General features: G+C 68.5%; 9 protein-coding genes and 1 tRNA gene. 6 read left to right on the top strand and 4 right to left on the bottom strand.

Annotated features, from left to right (window positions below; all coding sequences use genetic code 11):
* Positions 1-44 precede the first annotated feature (44 nt).
* Positions 45-118: transfer RNA gene (locus tag ACYVAN_RS21665), tRNA-Arg, on the bottom strand.
* Positions 119-399: 281 nt separating this feature from the next.
* Entirely contained in the window at positions 400-1,005 is a 606-nt protein-coding gene (locus tag ACYVAN_RS21660; RefSeq protein WP_460962475.1) for a DUF3558 family protein, read from the bottom strand.
* A gap of 96 nt (positions 1,006-1,101) precedes the next feature.
* Here ACYVAN_RS21660 and ACYVAN_RS21655 point away from each other — a divergent pair, with 96 nt between their 5' ends.
* The 6 genes from ACYVAN_RS21655 to ACYVAN_RS21630 all read left to right on the top strand — a co-directional run bounded on the left by ACYVAN_RS21655 (position 1,102) and on the right by ACYVAN_RS21630 (position 14,432).
* Positions 1,102-3,117, top strand: coding sequence for a cytochrome c oxidase assembly protein (locus ACYVAN_RS21655; protein WP_460962473.1), 2,016 nt, complete (start codon positions 1,102-1,104; stop codon positions 3,115-3,117).
* 153 nt (positions 3,118-3,270) lie between these two features.
* Positions 3,271-4,947: an energy-dependent translational throttle protein EttA gene (gene ettA, locus ACYVAN_RS21650; RefSeq protein WP_460962471.1), complete on the top strand. Its 1,677-nt coding sequence runs from the start codon at positions 3,271-3,273 to the stop codon at positions 4,945-4,947.
* A gap of 11 nt (positions 4,948-4,958) precedes the next feature.
* On the top strand, positions 4,959-8,192 hold the full coding sequence (locus ACYVAN_RS21645) for a hypothetical protein (protein WP_460962469.1): 3,234 nt from the start codon (positions 4,959-4,961) through the stop codon (positions 8,190-8,192).
* 192 nt (positions 8,193-8,384) lie between these two features.
* A complete protein-coding gene (locus tag ACYVAN_RS21640; RefSeq protein ID WP_460962468.1) occupies positions 8,385-13,283 on the top strand; it encodes an NAD-glutamate dehydrogenase in 4,899 nt (1,632 codons plus the stop codon).
* 74 nt (positions 13,284-13,357) lie between these two features.
* The gene (locus ACYVAN_RS21635; RefSeq protein ID WP_460962466.1) at positions 13,358-13,798 is read left to right on the top strand and encodes an acyl-CoA thioesterase; all 441 of its coding nucleotides are present in this window, start codon (positions 13,358-13,360) and stop codon (positions 13,796-13,798) included.
* The gene (locus ACYVAN_RS21630) at positions 13,791-14,432 is read left to right on the top strand and encodes a hypothetical protein (RefSeq protein ID WP_460962464.1); all 642 of its coding nucleotides are present in this window, start codon (positions 13,791-13,793) and stop codon (positions 14,430-14,432) included. Before ACYVAN_RS21635 ends, ACYVAN_RS21630 begins: the two co-directional genes overlap by 8 nt.
* A gap of 32 nt (positions 14,433-14,464) precedes the next feature.
* Here the strand turns inward: ACYVAN_RS21630 and ACYVAN_RS21625 are convergent, their stop codons facing one another.
* Positions 14,465-15,787, bottom strand: coding sequence for a heparan-alpha-glucosaminide N-acetyltransferase domain-containing protein (locus ACYVAN_RS21625; protein ID WP_460962462.1), 1,323 nt, complete (start codon positions 15,785-15,787; stop codon positions 14,465-14,467).
* Between the two features lie 108 nt (positions 15,788-15,895).
* Positions 15,896-17,140 carry an alpha-amylase family glycosyl hydrolase gene (locus ACYVAN_RS21620; protein ID WP_460962460.1) on the bottom strand — a complete coding sequence of 415 codons (1,245 nt, stop codon included), beginning with the start codon at positions 17,138-17,140 and terminating at the stop codon, positions 15,896-15,898.
* Between the last annotated feature and the right edge of the window lie 109 nt (positions 17,141-17,249).

Below are 17,249 nucleotides of genomic sequence, written 5' to 3'. Positions count from 1 at the left end.
GATCTTGGAAAGCCCGGAGGCCTTTTTCTCCCTCTTGGTTTATGTGCCCCCGGCAGGACTCGAACCTGCGACCTAAGGATTAGAAGTCCTTTGCTCTGTCCAGCTGAGCTACGGGGGCTTGCCGGCGCTCCTCAGAACACCCCAGCGCTCCTCAGAACTGCACGGTGCAGGGTAACTGCATGCACGCGAGCTGTTGGCACCGACGCGGCAGGCGTTGCAGACCCGGTACCGAACGGCAAGCGAATCGACAGCTCATCGAGATCACTCGAACTGGTCGCTCTCCCGAGAAGAGGCGATGACGTGCGAATTTTGACACGCGCCAAATGACTGTAAACGAGATTGATACTCGACTCAATGCTGTCGTCCGACTACGGACCCCACTCTTCCGCGTGCGAGTGGTCACCCGGCGGGCAGCTTGCCGAGTGCGGCGCGGGTGAGCCCGAAGAGCATGTCGGTCGTGTCGGCCGCCGTGGTGTCCCGTTTGGAGAGCATCGTCAGCAGCGAAGCGTCCCCGTGAATCGCGGTCACCGCGGTGCACGTCTGGTAGGCATCGATGGTTTCGCAGTACAACCAAGCGGAATGGCCGTCGACGTCCACGGCAACGCCGCGTGGTTGCTTGGCCACGGCCTCGCGGTACGGGATGTGGAAACCCGCGCCCGCCGAATCCTCCGGCCCGCCACCGACGAGGTTGGTGCACGAGCCGGGCAGCGGACGGTCCCGGTGCGGCGGTCCGATAGCGCCCCCGACCGCAGCCAGCTCCCGCGGCGCGAGCAGGCCGCACGGATCGATGCCCTCGATGGTGCGCGGTCTGGGTATGCGGGGCGCTTCCGCCAAAACCGAAGAACGCGGAAGCTCCTCGGTTTGCCCCGACGGCGTGTCCACCGCGGACGGGGGAGTGCTTGCGGGTTCCGCTCGGCCGGAGATCGTCCCGCCGCAACCCGCCGCAGCCATGCTCGCGAGTGACATCGACAGGGCGAGCGCGAAACTGCGGGCGATCTTGTGCACGATCTTCACCGTAGCGGTGCGTGGCCGGTGTGAACCACGCCAACCCGTGGCCTCCTCCACGCGGACGCCCGTGCACCTGCGGATACGCTCGGAAGCGTGTCATCCCAGACCACCGCGCCGCAGCCACCGGCCCAGCGCACCGCATCGGGCACCATCGGCATCCTGATCTCCACAGGTGGTGTGCTGGCCGCGCTGATCGCGGCCGCGCTCACAGCGGTGTCGGCCTCGGACGCCTACGCCCTCTACGGTCTGCCCGACCCCGGCGCCGTCACCCGCTACGGACTCCCGGTCGTGCGGGTGCTGGCCGAGTCCGGTGCCGTGGTGTGCATCGGCTCGCTGCTGCTGGCCGCGTTCGGCATCCCCGCTCGACGTTCGGGCGAACTGACCGCCGACGGGTACGCGGCAGTGCGCACCGCCGGTTGGGGAGCGGCCGCGTGGTGCCTCGGTGCCGCGATGATGGTCCCGTTCACCGCAGCCGACGCCACCGGGAACCCGGTCGGCGAGGTGCTCAACACCGAGGTCCTGTTCGGGCTGCTGGGTGCGCTCGAAGAGGCCAAATCCTGGTTGATCACCGCGATGATCGCGTTCGTCCTGGCCGTCGGATGTCGAATCGTGCTGTCCTGGGGATGGTCCACCGCGCTCTTCTTCGGCTCCCTGGCCGGGCTCTTCCCGGTGATCGCGACCGGGCACTCCGCCAGCGGCGGCGCACACGACATCGCCACCAACAGCCTGTTGTTCCACCTGTTCGGCGCGACGCTGTGGGTCGGCGGGCTGCTCGCGCTGCTCGCCCACGTCGCCCGCAACGGTTCCTACGCCGGGCTGGTGGCGCGCCGCTACTCCTCGGTGGCGCTGGTCTGCTGGATCGCGATGGCGGCGTCCGGCCTGATCAACGCGCTGGTCCGGGTCGCGCCCGTCCAGTTGCTGAGCACCACTTACGGCCTGCTGGTCCTGGTGAAGGTCGTGGCTCTCGTGGGGCTCGGGGTCATCGGCTACTTCCAGCGCAGCCGAGCGGTGCAACGCATCGCCGACGGTGGCGGCACCGGCGCGCTGCTGCGCCTCGGCGCGGTCGAATCGCTGCTCATGTTCGCCACGATCGGCGTCGCGGTAGCACTTGGTCGGACACCGCCGCCCGCCGAGCTCGGTGCCATCCCCGGTCGTACCGAGCTGCTCGTCGGCTATCCGATCGAAGCGGCTCCGACCGCGTTGGGCCTGCTGTTCAACATCCGGTTCGACCTGCTGTACGGAACGCTGGCGATCGTCCTCGCCGGCCTTTACGTCTGGGGCGTGCTCAAACTCCGCGCACGCGGAGATCAGTGGCCGGTGGGGCGGACGGCAGCCTGGCTGCTCGGCTGCGCCACCATCTTCCTGGCCACCTCGTCCGGTATCGGCCGCTATGCGCCCGTGATGTTCAGCGTGCACATGGGCCAGCACATGCTCCTGTCGATGCTCGCCCCGGTATTCCTCGTGATGGCCGGGCCGACCTCGCTCGCGCTGCGCGTGTTCAAACCGGCGGGCAAGGGCAACCCGGCAGGACCCCGCGAATGGCTGCTGGCCTTCGTGCACTCGCCGGTGACCCGACTCCTCACCAACCCTCTGGTGGCGCTGGCGCTGTTCGTCGGCTCGTTCTACGCGCTGTACTTCTCCGGCCTGTTCGACATGGCGCTGCCCGAGCACTGGGCGCACCTGCTGATGAACGCCCACTTCCTGCTCGTCGGTTATGTCTTCTACTGGCCGGTGATCGGTATCGACCCGGCGCCGCGTTCGCTGCCCTCGTTGGGCAAGCTCGGGCTGGTGTTCGCCTCGATGCCGTTCCACGCGTTCTTCGGGATCATCGTGATGATGTCCCAGAACGTGATCGGGGAGAACTTCTACCGCAGCCTCGAGTTGCCGTGGGTGCCCGATCTGCTGGCCGACCAGAAGCTCGGCGGGGGGCTCGCGTGGGCATCCGGCGAGGCGCCGTTGGTCGTCGTGATGTTCGCGTTGCTGATCCAGTGGTCGCGTGCCGACTCCCGCTCGGCGCGTCGGATCGACCGCAAGGCGGACGCCGACGGCGAGGCCGATCTCGCCGCCTACAACGCGATGCTCAAGCAGATGGCCGACCGCGACAAGTAGCGGCGCGGCCGGGGGGCGAAATCTCCCGCGCGCCGCCTCCCGGCACCGTCGACCGCGGTCGTTCCGTGGCTGTTCGACGGCCTCCGCAGGGCGGTCGGGCGGATTGGCGACGCAGTGCGCGAGCCGGTACGGGTCACAACTACGATTCAGGTCATGGCCGAGTTCATTTACACCATGAAGAAGGTGCGGAAGGCGCACGGCGACAAGGTCATCCTCGATGACGCAACCCTCCAGTTCATCCCGGGTGCCAAGATCGGCGTCGTCGGGCCCAACGGCGCCGGCAAGTCGACCGTCCTCAAGATCATGGCGGGACTCGAGCACCCGAACAACGGTGAAGCGTTCATCTCCCCCGGCTACACCGTCGGGATCCTGCAGCAGGAACCGCCGTTGAACGAGGAAAAGACCGTCCTCGGCAACGTCGAAGAAGGCGTCGGCGAGATCATGGAGAAGCTGCACCGCTTCAACGCGATCGCCGAACAGCTCGCCAACGACTACACCGACGAGCTGATGGAGGAGATGGGCAAGCTGCAGGAGGACCTCGACCACGCGGACGCGTGGGAGGTCGACTCGCAGCTGGAGCAGGCGATGGACGCCCTGCGCTGTCCGCCGCCGGAGGCGGAGGTCAAGCACCTCTCCGGTGGTGAGCGCCGCCGTGTGGCGCTGTGCAAGCTGCTGTTGAGCAAGCCCGATCTGCTGCTGCTCGACGAGCCCACCAACCACCTCGACGCCGAGAGCGTGCTGTGGCTGGAGCAGTTCCTCGCCAACTACCACGGCGCCGTTCTGGCCGTCACCCACGACAGGTACTTCCTGGACAACGTCGCGGGTTGGATCCTGGAGCTGGACCGCGGGCGCACCTACCCCTACGAGGGCAACTACTCCACCTACCTGGAGAAGAAGCAGGAACGCCTCGCCGTTCAGGGCAAGCGCGACCAGAAGTTGCAGAAGCGCCTGAAGGACGAGCTGGAGTGGGTCCGCTCGAACGCCAAGGCGCGCCAGACCAAGTCGCGTTCCCGGCTGGAGCGCTACGAGGAGATGGCCAACGAGGCCGAGAAGACCCGCAAGCTCGACTTCGAGGAGATCCAGATCCCGCCGGGGCCGCGCCTGGGCAACCAGGTCGTGGAGGTCGAGAACCTGAAGAAGGGCTACGGCGAGAACCTGCTCATCGACGGGCTCTCGTTCGACCTGCCGCGCAACGGCATCGTCGGCGTCATCGGCCCGAACGGTGTCGGTAAGACGACGCTGTTCAAAACGATCGTCGGTCTCGAAGGCCCGGACGAGGGCACGGTCAAGGTCGGGGACACGGTCAAGTTGTCGTACGTCGACCAGAACCGCGCCAGCATCGACCCGAACAAGAACGTGTGGGAGGTCGTCTCCGACGGCCTGGACCACATCCAGGTCGGGCAGGTCGAGATGCCCTCGCGGGCCTACGTCAGCGCGTTCGGTTTCAAGGGGGCGGACCAGCAGAAGCCTGCGGGCGTGCTCTCCGGCGGCGAACGCAACCGGCTGAACCTGGCGCTGACGCTGAAGGTCGGCGGGAACCTGATCCTGCTGGACGAGCCGACCAACGACCTCGATGTCGAGACGCTGGGCTCGCTGGAGAACGCGCTGGAACAGTTCCCCGGTTGCGCTGTGGTGATCTCGCACGACAGGTGGTTCCTGGACCGCGTGGCCACCCATATCCTCGCTTGGGAAGGTGACGACGACAACCCGGCGAAATGGTTCTGGTTCGAGGGCAACTTCGAGGGCTACGAGAAGAACAAGATCGAGCGAATGGGTCCGGAGGCAGCGCGCCCGCACCGCGTGACGCACCGCAAGCTGACCCGGGGCTGACGGGAGCCGCCTTGGAGAGTGTGCACGGTTCACACCTCAACGGTGCGACGAAGGACCTGCTGGAACCCGCCTGGCAACTGCGCTGGCGGGTTCCGGAGCTCGCCCTGATGCTCAGTGATCGGGTCGTCGCACAGGCCCGAGCGGCCGGAGACCGATCGTTGCGGTTGCGTGCCGAGGCACTGGCCCTGTTCGCGTCCAACCGGCTCGGCCAGGGGGCCACGGCCACGCACCGGGCGATCGTGGCCGTGCGCGATGCCGAGTCGGCCGCCGACGACGAGATGGTCGCGCGGCTGCGGGTCCTGCTGGCGGCTTGTGCGCGCAGCGCGAGCAGCCACGACGCGGCCATGCGGGTACTGGACCCCGTTCTGGAGCGCGAACGGATAGATCCGGCCGTGCGCGCGAACGCACTGCTCGAAATGGCTTCGGTGCTGCCGTCCCGGCGACGGGACGGCGAAGGCTTCGAGGCGCTCGAAGAGGCGGACCGGCTGTTCCTGTCCAGCGATCTGGACCGGCAGGACGGAAAGCTGTGGCGGGCGCGAGTAGCGGTGGCGCGGGCCTGCTACTTCCGCCGGAACGGTGATTTCACGTCCGCGGTCCGCGCCGCCGACAGCGGGCTCGCGCTGCTCGCCGGACTGGACCCGGAAGCGGACGGGGGTGGCCTCACCGCCCAACTGGTGTTGGAGCGGGTGCACGCGCTGCTCGATCTGGGCAGGCGCGCGGAGGCGGTCAAGGCCGCTGGTGCGATCGTCGGGCAACCGGTGCGGGCGGCGGCGGCCGCACCGTCCGGTTGGCTGCGGTTGGCGCTGGCCACCCGTGTTCACCTGCCGGAAGGCGAACCAGGTGTGGCGGTGTGGTTGCTCAACGATGCCGCTGCGGCTGCGGAGCGGCACAACCTCGACGGTCTGCTCGCCGAACTGCTCAGGTCCATTTCGCAGACGCACGAGAACGCGCAGGACTTTCCGGCCGCCTTGACCTGCTTGCAGGGTGCGTGTGCGGCCGATCGGCGCTGGCAGTCGGTGGTGCACAACGCCCGCCTGCGGCTGGTCGGGGAGTTTCCCGGTTCGTCGACGGGTTCGGTTCCGCGGGGCGGTCCTGCTGCCGACTGGCCGAAGGCGGCCGCCGCAGGCACCGAACCTACCGATGCCGCACCGGTCGAAGCCGCGGCTGCCGGTACCACCGGCTCGACGACCACCGAGCCGAGCACGGCCGGAGCACCTTCTACCGGCGTGACCGCCACGGGCGGGACGGTCACCGGACCGACCGCCACCGGCGTCACCGCGGGTGGAGTAACGGTCTCGCCGGCTGAATCGTATGCGGACGACCTGCCGTCCGAACCCGACGAACCGCGTCCCAGGCGGCGCCGGGCCGACAACATCGACGCCGATACCGCCCGACGGCTGATGGAGACGTTGACAAGCCGGAGTTCCCAGCGCTCCGAGCCGGAGAATGAGCCCTTCTCGGCCGGTCAGGAACCGTCCTCGGGGCGCCGGGCGATGCCCGAGCCGCGTCCTCCGGAAGTCCGCGAGCACGAAGTGCAGGCGCGAGTGGAGGACTCCTCCGCTCCGGCGCCGACCCCGCCGCCCGCCGCGGACGCGCCGGACCAGATCGGCGCGGACTCCGTCGGCTCGAGCGTGGGGGCGGAGCCCGCCGCCGACCCCGCTGCCGAGGTGGCGAAGTTGCTGGAAGCCATCCGCGCAGAAACGGCGGGCGCGGCGCACGAGTCGGACGGGTCCCGGCCGAGTGATCGACCGAGCGCGGGGATGTCTCCGACCGCGAGCCCGGCGGAAGATCCGGTAGGACAGGGCAACTCGTCGCGCGCGTTCGAAGGCTGGCCCACGTGGGACCGTTCGCCCGTCGCGGGACCAGACGCGGTCGCGGATCAAGCCACAGTCCCGGAGCCAGCGGCACGGGAGTCAGCGGCACGGGAGTCAGCGGCACGGGAGTCAGCGGTACCGGACCCGGGCGCCCCGGATCCGCCGTTCGATGCCCCGGACGTCACCACGATCATGCCGGTGATCCCGACCGTGGATTCCGAAGACCCGGCGCCGACCGGTGGTGCGCATTCGGCCGGGAACCCGGATCGGACCGCCGCGGCGGATCCGCTCGGCGGAGACTGGTCCGGTTCGGAGTCGCCGGCTGCTTCGCGTTTCCACCGCTCCGATTCGGCGCACGGGATCCGCGACCACGACTTTCCGGTCTTCGAACCCATGCGGGGCGGGAACGGGGACCCCGAGCCCGATCGCGACCCCCGGCACGGGCAGCACGCGGGACCGCGCCACGACCGCCCGCGCCACGACGCGTCCGGAACGCACGCCGTACCCGGGATCGGAGACGACGGGCACGACCCCCGACCGGGCGAGCAGCCGAAGCACTCAGCACCCGATGCGGAGTTCCCGGCGCAAGATCCGCTCGACTACCGGCCGCCCACCTACGAACGCGGTACGTCCGGTCACCGCGAGTCCGCTTACCCCACTTCGGCTTATCCCGCTTCCGGTGATTCCGTGCTCGGCTCCCGACCCGGCTACCCGGACCCCGGTCACCTGGTCTCCGATTACGAGCCTTCGGAGCACCCGGCCTCTGATCACGAGCCCGCCGGCTACCCGGCCGCTGACTACCCGGCCGCTGACTACCCTGCCGCTGACTACCTGACCTCCGCTTACGAGCCGCTCGGCCACGAGGTTGCCGGCGAGAATCCCGGTCCGGCCGATGCGGAAGGGCGCCGCTCGAAGGGCAAGTCCCTGGCCGAGATCCGGGCAGGTCTCCGACTCGTGGAGGGCCGGGGGAGCCAGGAGCCCGCCGAGCAGCAGGCATCCGAGGAGGGCGGACGGCGCCGCGCTCGACACGCGGACCCCGACGACGAGCCGGAACCGATCTCCGCCGGGAGCGAGCCCGCCGGTGATCTGCTGGCCCGGTACGGCCAGTGGGCCCGCGAGGAGTCCACCGCGCCCGCACCCGAGCCGGAACCGGAACCCGAGGTGCCCGCCGATGTCGGGTTGGCCGACTTGCTGGCCGAAGCGTTGATGGCCTATCAGAACGGGCGCGGCGACGACGCGGATTCCGCTAATCGGGAGGCCACCACCGGAACCGGCGGGCGCAGGCGCGCGGTGCCGGACGGTCCGGAACCGGCTGCGCATTCCAGGCACGCGCAGCCGTCCACATCGGACGCCGAGGCGGCCTCGGCTCGACATCGCCGGGCCGCCGTGGACTCGGGCGGCTTCAAACGGTGGTCACAGCCCGGCCATTGATCGTTTCAGCTGGATTCGCCCGTCTCGGGAGCAAGGCTCCCTCCCTGCTCCACGGAAGCCGGCAGGCTTAGGGTGGAGCCCGGTGTTGGCACAACGAGGTGCCGTCAAGCGTGGAGCTGCCTGAAGATGAATTCGAATCCCGGACAGTCGACAACCGGACCTCACGAGCGAACGAGCTGGGAGACCAGGACGGTGCAAGAGCAGACGGATGCCCCCGAACCGACGAAGGCCGGCTTGTTGGAGCAGACGGCCGAGTCGGCCCCGGGGCTGGCCGAATTGCTGCAGACGTACTACCGCCACGTTCCCGCCGAGGAATTCGTCGATGACAACGCGGTCGATCTGAGTGGTGCCCTGCGTTCGCATCACGAACTCGCGGAGAACCGGGTGGCCGGCAAACCGGTCGTGAGCATCTTCAACCCCACGCGGGACGAGCACGGGTGGGAAAACCCCGCGACAGTGGTGCAGACCGTCACCGACGACATGCCGTACCTGGTCGACTCGGTGATCGCCGAACTCACCAGGGACGGCGCCGAGGTCCAGCGGGTCATCCACCCGATCATCGTGGTGCGCAGGGATGTGGCGGGACAGCTGCTGGAGGTGCTCCCGAGCGCCGACCCGGGGTCGCCGCCGTCCGGAACGATCGCCGAATCCTGGATGTACGTCGAGGTCGATCGGATCACCGATCCGGAGCGGGTGCGCAGGCTCGAACACGGTCTCGTCACCGTGCTCAACGACGTCCGCGAGGTCGTGGAGGACACCGAGCGCATGCGGGGCACCGCCCGCGCGCTCGCCGACTCGCTGGAGAGCGAACCGCCGCCGGTGGAGTCCGCGAACGTCGAAGGCACCGCCGGATTGTTGCGCTGGCTGACCGACGGGCACTTCACCTTCCTCGGATACCGGCACGAACTGGCCGACGTGGACGAGCCGGGGTTGAGTCCGGTGCTCGCCACCGGGCTGGGGGTGTTGCGCAGTGACGGCGCCGAGGCGCGCAACCTGACCGAAGGGCTGAACGTGCCGGGCGACGGTTCGCCCGACCTGCTCGTGTTGACCCAGGCCAGCGCACCTTCCACGGTGCACCGCGCCGTGCACCCCTACTACGTGGGCGTCCGGACGTTCGACGCGGACGGGCGAGTAACCGGTGAACACCGCTTCCTGGGACTGTTCACCACCACCGCGCTGCACGAGAACGTGCTCGATATCCCGTTCATCGACCGCCGAGTGCGGGACGTCATCCACAACGCCGGATTCCCGATGGAGTCGTACTCCGGCCAACGGATGTTGGAGGAGATCCAGAACTACCCGCGCACGGAACTGTTCTCCACCAACCCGGAGACGCTGCAAGAGACCATCACCGGCGTGCTGGCGCTGGCCGAGCGCCGCAAACTGAAGCCCTTCGTACGTCGCGACTCGTACGGGCGGTTCTTCTCCTGCCTCGTCTACCTCCCCCGCGATCGCTACACCACCCGCTCGCGGCTGGCGATGCAGGAGGTGCTGCTGGAGGAACTCGGGGGTAGCGGGTTGGAGTACAGCACCCGGGTGGGGGAGTCGATGCTGGCGCGCGTGCACTTCGTCGTGCACACCACCCCGGGTGAGCAGGTCGAACCCAACCTCGGACGGATTCAGGAACTGCTCACCGATGCCATCCACACCTGGGACGACCAGATGGTCGACGAACTGGGTGCGGAGGAATCCCAGGCCGAGTACGAGTCCGGACGCGTCCGGCGCAGCTCGGAAGCGGCCAGTGCGGTCGGCCAGCAGTTCGCCGCGGCGTTCCCCGAGGCGTACAAGGAGGACTTCACCGCGAGCGAGGGCCTCATCGACCTCCGCAGGCTGGAGTCGCTGACCGACAGCGATGACCTGCGGATGTCGTTCTACACGCCGCAGGTAGCCGCACCGGGGGAGCGCCGATTCAAGATATACGTCGTCGGTGAGCGGGTCACCTTGTCGCGGGTCCTGCCGGTGCTGCAGAGCATGGGCGTGGAAGTCGTGGACGAGCGCCCGTACGAGATCCTGCCCGAAGGCGGCAGCCAGCGTTGGATCTACGATTTCGGCCTGCGGTTGGAACCGGACCTGCTGGACACCGGTGGTCCGGAGCGGCTGGACACACTGCGGGAACGGTTCGAAGAGGCTTTCCGGGCGTCCTGGCAGGGTGATGCCGAGGTCGACCGGTTCAACTCGTTGGTCCTGCGCGCCGGGCTGGGATGGCGGCAGGCGGCGATGCTGCGCGCGTACGCCAAGTACATGCGGCAGGCCGGGGTCTCCTACAGCCAGGACTACATCGAGGACGCGATCCTCACGCACAGTGCGACGACGCTGGCGTTGACCAGGCTCTTCGAAGTGCGCTTCGACCCGGCGGTGCCGGGCGAGGAACGGGCAACCAGGCAAGCCGACCTCGTCACCGAGGTGACGAAGCTGATCGACGAGGTCACCAGTCTCGATGCCGACCGCATCCTGCGTACCTACCTCAACCTGATCCAGGCGACGCTGCGTACGAATTACTTCATCACCGGCGTCGACGCGCCGCGCCCCTACCTCGCCCTGAAGCTGGAACCGCAGGAGATCCCGGGGCTGCCCGAACCGAGGCCGCAGTTCGAGATTTTCGTCTACTCGACGAGGACCGAAGGTGTCCATCTGCGGTTCGGCTCGGTGGCCCGCGGTGGGCTGCGCTGGTCGGACCGGCGCGAAGACTTCCGCACCGAAGTTCTCGGGCTGGTCAAGGCCCAGGCGGTCAAGAATGCGGTGATCGTTCCGGTTGGCGCCAAGGGCGGGTTCGTGGTCAAGCGCCCGCCGGCGGGGACCGGAGACCCCGCGGCCGACCGGGAGGCGACCCGGAACGAGGGCATCGCCTGCTACCGCATGTTCATCTCCGGTCTGCTCGACCTCACGGACAACCTGGAGAGCGGCAAGGTCGTGCCGCCCGAAGACGTGGTGCGCCACGACGGTGACGACACCTACCTGGTGGTGGCGGCGGACAAGGGAACGGCCTCGTTCTCGGACATCGCCAACGACGTCGCGTTGTCGTACGGGTACTGGCTCGGTGACGCGTTCGCTTCCGGTGGTTCGGTCGGTTACGACCACAAGGAGATGGGCATCACCGCGCGCGGGGCTTGGGAGAGCGTCCGGCGCCACTTCCGCGAACTGGGAGTCGATACCCAGCGCGAGCAGTTCAGCGTGGTCGGAGTCGGTGACATGGCCGGCGACGTGTTCGGGAACGGCATGCTGCTGTCCGAGCACATCGGGCTGGTCGCGGCGTTCAACCACCTGCACGTGTTCATCGATCCCGAACCGGACCCCGCGGTCGGGTTCGCGGAGCGCACGCGGCTGTTCCACCTGCCGCGCTCGACCTGGGACGACTACGACCGCAGCAAGATCAGCGAGGGTGGCGGGGTGTGGTCCCGTTCGCTGAAGTCGATCCCGCTGAACCCGAAGATCCGGTCGGCCCTGGGCATCGACGAGTCGGTGGAGCAGCTGCCCCCCGCCGAGCTCGTCAAGGCGATCCTGCTCGCCCCTGCGGACCTGTTGTGGAACGGCGGGATCGGAACCTACGTCAAGTCGAGCGCCGAAACGCACGCCGACGTGGGGGACAAGAGCAACGACCCGGTGCGCGTCGACGGCGAGCAACTCCGGGTGCGGGTCGTCGGGGAGGGCGGCAACCTCGGGATGACCCAACGCGGCCGCATCGAGTTCGCCCGTGCGGGAGGCAAGGTCAACACCGACGCCATCGACAACTCCGCCGGAGTGGACTGCTCCGACCACGAGGTGAACATCAAGATCCTGCTCGACTCCCTCGTGTCGGCGGGCAGCCTGGAGCCGGAGCGGCGCAACGAGTTGCTCGCCGAGATGACCGACGAGGTCGCGGAGCTGGTGCTGGCGGACAATTACCGCCAGAACACGGTGCTGGGCGTCGCCCGGGCGCACGCGGCTCCGATGATGCCCGTGCACGCGCGCCAGGTCAGCTCGCTGGAGAAGCACTACGGCCTGGACCGCGACCTGGAAGCACTGCCGAGCTCGAAGGAGTTCCGCGACCGGGAAAAGGCCGGGGACGGGTTGAGCTCGCCGGAACTGGCGACGCTGCTCGCGCACGTCAAGCTCTCGCTGAAGGCCGATGTGCTGGCGAGCGACCTGCCGGAGGCCGACGCGTTCAGCAAACGGCTGCCCGAGTACTTCCCGAAGCAGCTGCGCGACTTCCACAGCCACAGCATCCAGTCGCACCCGTTGCGCCGGGAAATCACCACGACGCTGCTGGCCAACGAGGTCGTCGACGGTGGGGGGCTGTCGTACGCCTACCGGCTGGCCGAGGAGATGAGCGCCACCACCACCGACGCGGTGCGCGCGTTCAGCGTCGTGACCAGGGTCTACGATCTGCACTCGTTGTGGCAGCGCATCGACGAGCTCGACAACGTCGTGCGCAGCGAGGTTGGCGACGAAATGGTGCTGCAGACTCGCAGGCTGCTGGACCGGGCGTCGCGCTGGTTGTTGTCCAACCGGCCGCAGCCGCTGGCCATCGGAGCGGAGATCGCCCGCTTCCGGCCGGTGGTCGAGGAGCTGTCCGGATCGGTTCGCGACCTCCTCCGGGGACGCGCTGCCGAAGGGGCCGCCGAGAAGATCGAGGAACTGGTCGACGCGGGTGTGCCAGCCGATCTGGCCGAACACGTCGGGGTGCTGCTGGACACCTACGCGCTGTTGGACATCACCGAAGTGGCGGAGCTGGCCGAGCGGGATGCGGGTGTGCGAGCCGAGCGGAGCCCGGCGGAGAGCGCGGAGGTCTACTACACGCTGTCCGAACACCTCGACATCGAGCGCATGTTGCTGGCGGTCAACGAACTCGAACGCGGCAACCGGTGGCACGCGCTCGCGAGGCTGGCGTTGCGGGACGACCTCTACGCCTCGCTGCGGGAGATCACCACCGATGTGCTGCGCGCGGGCGAGCCGGACGAGACTCCGGAGGAGAAGATCGCGCATTGGGAGAGCGCCAACGCCTCCCGCCTGGCCAGGGCCAGGAGCTCCCTCGCCGAGATCAAGCGCTCCGGGCGTCTGGACCTGGCCACCCTGTCAGTCGCGACACGTCAACTGCGCAGCATGGTGCGGTGAGAGGATCGTGGGTGTCCGGATCGACGGGTTCGGTCCGGACACCACGACCGCGGTCGAGAAGGAAGGAAGCCCGAGTGGGTGCGTTCGTAGCCGAAGTGGATCTGCGCTGGTCCGACCTCGATGCCTTCGGGCACGTCAACCACGCGCGGACCGTGACCCTGCTCGAGGAGGCCCGTGCCGGCCTGCTGTTCGGCGAGGCCGAGCGGCGCGGACTGCTGGGCATGGCCGAGGGCATGGTCGTCGCCCGGGTGGTGATCGACTACCACGCCCCGCTCGCGTACTCGGCCGGAAGCGTGCAGGTGCGCATGGCGGTGCGCGACCTGAAGGCGGCCTCGTTCGTGATGGACTACACCGCGTGCTCCGGGAGCGAGGCGGCGGTGGTCACAGCCGAGACCCTGCTGGTGCCGTACGACCTGAAGGCGGGACGCCCGCGGCGGTTCACCACCGACGAGCGGGCCTTCCTCACCGAGTGGCAGCCCGCGCTGACCACAGAACCGGAGTTTTCCCGTGCCTGAGCTTCGCATTCCCGACGCGGTCGAACGCGACGATCTGGGCGCGTTCGTGGCTCGCGCCGTCCGGCTGGAATCGCAGTCGGTGCTGCGGCTGCGGAACCGGTCGAGCGGTGGACGGGTGGACGTCTGGTCCGCGACTCCGTTCGACGCGTTGTGCACCCGCTCCGTCGAGGGTGAGGTGGAGCCCGCGGACCTCTCGGTGTCGGGCAGCGAGCTGCTGGCGACCTTGACCGTCGCCGGTGGCCCGGTGATGGACCCTGGCCCGCCGAAGGACCTGCTGTGGCGCTCCGAGCTTCCACCGGCGGAAGGGTGGCACCGGGTCGACGACCTCCCCGCCCAGCTGGTCGGCGAGGTCGCGGAACGGGGCGTCGGGGTGGCCAAGGAGAACGTCGGGCCGAAGGGAACGCCGCCTGCGTCGTTGCTCGATCAGGAGGTGTTCACCGTCAGCGGCTCGGGGCTGGAAGTGACGGTTCCGCTGCGCTGCCTGTTCGTGCTCTCCGGGATGGGCTTCCTGCGGTCGTCACCACCCGAGGACGAGATCGTTCGGGTCAGCGCAACGGATTCGTGGCTGCGCCTGGACTCCCGCTTCGGTGCGGTTCTGCGCCGACGCCACGCCCTGCTCCCGCTGCTGATGTGAGGGTGGTGGGCGGTTTTCTCGGAGACTCGCTCTCACACCTTGGTCGGGGACGCCAGCAGCGCCCGGAGGCGCGGTAGCTGCTCGGTGACCCACTGCACGGACTCGCTCACCGCTGATTCCAGCGGTCCGCGAGCCGCGAATCGGCTCCACACCGAGGCGAAGACCAGGGTGAAGACCAAGAAGATCTCCGGCATGAAGGTGTTGATCAACGCCACTGCTCCCTCCGGGCGATGCCCGTCGGGTGGGAAGGCGGGCAGATCCGGAATCTCGTCGGCAACGGGGCCCATGCTGGCGAGTTTCGCGAGGTCGTCCGGTACACCGCTCAACGGCCAGCCGCCGGTCACGATCTGCCAGGAGAGCACCAACGCGTGGATCGCGTAGAGGGTCAGCGCCATCGACCCGGCCTTGGCCAGCGGGTGTAGCCAGCGGCCCGAACGGTCGGCGATTTCGAGGCAGCCTGCCACGATCGCCACCGCGATCCCGAGCGAAGCCATCAGCTCGAAGGTGGTCCCGCTGTGCGCGGCGTGGGTCAGCAACAACCCAGGTGATTCGACCGGCACCACCCCCTCGTACCGCGAGATCGGTCGCGCGGCGACCAATAGGGTCAGCAGGGTCGATACACCGCTGGCGACAACCGCCAGCGCCACACCGGACAGCGCCATCCGAATCCGGACCGTCGTCGACCGCAGGTCCAAGCGGCCGACGGCCAATCCGGCCAGCACCAAGGCGAGGTAGGACGCTGCCGGGTAGAAGTCGAGCAGCAGCAGGTCGAACAGGCCCATGTTGGCGATCAGGTGACCGGGATCGAACGAGTTGACGGTGTGCACGAATCGCGAGAACGGCGTGTCTTCCGCGATCCAGGTGCGCAGTACGAACGACAGCTGGGGACCGAGCACGGCCACGAGCAGCGCCGCGACGGCCAGCTTGCGGGCCGTCAGTCCGAGGAACGGTACCGCGAGCAGGAAGTACAGCCCGTAAAAGCTGATGATCACGGTCAGTAGAAAGCCGGTCGTCTCGGTGGCCTTCGCCAGGGCCAGCCCGACGAGGAGCAGGATCCCGGCGCGGACCGCGACTCTGATGCGGGCGTCCCGCAAGGCCGGGCCGGTGAGCGGTTCACCACGGCCGGAGAGCATCGCCAGCGAGACGCCCGCGAGGAAGGTGAACAGCGCGGTGGAGCGGCCGCTGGAGAACTGGGCGATCGTGATCGCCACCGCACCGGATGCGAACGGAACACCGAAGTGGATGCTGAACATGCCGAACACCGCCACGAATCGTGCGATGTCGATGCCGGCCAGCCGACGGCGTCTGTTGTCAGACGCCTGTCCGGACGGCGAGGAGTAGCGGGTTACGGACATGATTTCCCGGGGAAGGCGACGTCGAGCAGCTCGACGGCAATGTACAGATCGCCCGTTTTCCTCATGCAACGAAGGCCGGTGCCCTGCGACGCGGGTCACACGGAACGGTCAGGTCAGCCAGACCGCGCAGTTGGGTAGAAGCTGACCCTCCGGCATCGGGCCGCTGGCGAGCACCACGTCGCCCGGCGGTGGCGTGACGGGGTCGACCGAGGTGTTCAACGCGCAGGTCAAGCCGCTCTCGGCCAGGCGGAACGCGAAGCAACCCGGAGGTGCGCCGAACCACTCGATCCGGTCGTCGGCGAGTCCCGGTTGCTGCCTGCGGATCTCGAGGGCGCGCCGGTAGAGCGTCAACGTCGAGTCCGGGTCCTCGAGTTGGGCCTCCACGGTCAGGCCCGCCCACTGCTCGCCGATCGGCCACCAGCTGCCCGGTCCCGCGGAGAAGCCGAACGGAGGCTCGTCGCCCTCCCACACCATCGGGCTGCGGACCGGCTCGGCTCCCCTCGCGTCCGGGCCCGGCAGCGCCAGTTCCTCGCCGTTGTCGATACCGACCACCCCCGGCAGAGCCAGGATGATCAAGGCCAGTGCGCGGGCGCGGGCGACACCGGCGGGCCCGCCACCGAAGCGCACCACCGGGTGTCGCTGCTCGCGGTCCGAAACGGTCCAGACCGCTTGTACCCCGATGGCCTCGGTGGAGTGGAGGATCTGGTCGATCGTGCCCTGCAGCCGGTCGGCGTCGAAGGCGGTGTCCCCGAGCCGCAGGTCGACACCGATGTCCCAGTCCGGCGGCCTCTCCGTGAAGCGGGAGAACCACTCGTCGTCCACGAGGACGCCGAGCGCACGGCTGGGGTACTGGTCGACGATCGGGCGGATCAGCCGCAGTACCTCGCGCACGGTCCCGTCCGCGGGGGACCCGCGCCCGGGGGTGGTGCTGACCCGCACACCGTCCACGCCGCAATCGAGCCAAAACCGCAGATTGCTCTCCAGCACGTGCTGCAGTTCCGATCGGTCGAGTACCGCGGGATCGGCGGACACGTCGACGGTGACGCGGATACCGGACTCATGCGCCTCGGTGACCAGGTGTTCGAACGACTCGCGCTCGCCGAGCACCGGATCGAGTTCGATGCCCCGGTGGCTGTCGGTCAACGGTCCCGCGAACGGCGAGTACAGCCACAACGCGTCGATTCCGAGCAGTTCCAGGTACCCCAGCCGCTGTCGTAGACCGTCGAGGTCCCCGATCCCGTCGAGGTTGGAGTCGGCGAACAGTCGCAGGTCGACGCGGTAGACGCTGGCACCGACCCACCATGGCGTTTCCGTGTGGAGCGACCATTCGGTCCGTCCAGGAGGCAGAGTCATCGCGCGCCGTTCACTGAGAACACATCGGAATGCTTTTGGCGGTGGTCGAGGTCCCGGTCGGAACGCCGTGCGGCCGCTCCCCGGGTGAAGGGATTTCTGTCAGGACTTC

This window comes from Parasphingorhabdus pacifica (assembly GCF_054779195.1).
Note: the sequence above shows the minus strand (reverse complement) of the source record. Positions and strands in the feature narration are given on the sequence as shown.